The organism is Pseudomonas sp. 22189 (assembly GCF_052045635.1).
Lineage (GTDB): Bacteria > Pseudomonadota > Gammaproteobacteria > Pseudomonadales > Pseudomonadaceae > Aquipseudomonas > Aquipseudomonas parakoreensis.
Map to the genome: position 1 here is coordinate 1 of NZ_JBQEPG010000068.1, position 807 is coordinate 807.

At 64.8% G+C, this 807-nt stretch carries 1 protein-coding gene; it reads right to left on the bottom strand.

What is annotated here, in order from left to right; all coding sequences use genetic code 11:
• On the bottom strand, positions 1-703 hold a 703-nt coding region (locus ACTJKS_RS28005), incomplete at its 3' end, for a patatin-like phospholipase family protein (RefSeq protein ID WP_440829054.1).
• Positions 704-807: the final 104 nt, after the last annotated feature.

Genomic DNA, 807 nt, shown 5'->3' on the forward strand with positions numbered 1-807 from the left:
CACCCGGCAGGTCGCGCACGCCTTCCATGACCATCGGGATCGAACCGGACGCCAGCAGCGCCTGGCGCAGGTTGCCGGCATTGAGGGCGACGAAGCGCGACGGAAAGTCATTCAACGCATTCACCGGTGGGGCGAGGCGCGGGTCGTGAACGATCAGGCGTTCGAAGTGCCGCGACAGCCGTGCGCGACCGCGCAGGTTATCGGCGATCACCGAGCCCAGCGCCAGGCCGAGGCGTCCGCGGTGATCATCGGCCAGGCGCCCGTGGCTTTTCACGACCATGATGTTCAGGCGGTAGTCGGCGTTGTTGAGGATGCTGGCGTCGCGGCCGTCGAGCAGGTCATTGAGCATGCGCTGCGAGCTCGCGCTGATCTCGGCCATGGTCACGCCTTTGTTGAAATTCTGCTCGGCGTACAACTGGCCGAGGCGGCGAATGCCTTCGGCAGCGTCCGGCAGGCAAGCGCTGGCGAAGCGCCAGGAACCGACCGAGGCACCGATCAGCGAGCGCTCACGCGGCGCGCTCGGCAGCCATTCGCCGAACAACGCCAGATCCAGCCCCTGAATCCCCAACGCCTTCGGCCCTCCGGCCGCACCGGGCAGGGTGCCGACGTCGGCGGCGTTCAGGCCTTGGGCACGAATGCGCGCCATGGCCCGAGGGCCGGCCTTGAGGGTGAGGGCGGGGAACTTGATGTGGATGGCAGTCATACCGGTCTCGATCGTTAGCAAGCGAACAATTATAAGCACATGTTACCGATCTCTGTAGGAGCTGCCGCAGGCTGCGATCTTTTGATTTTTAAAGGCAAGATCAA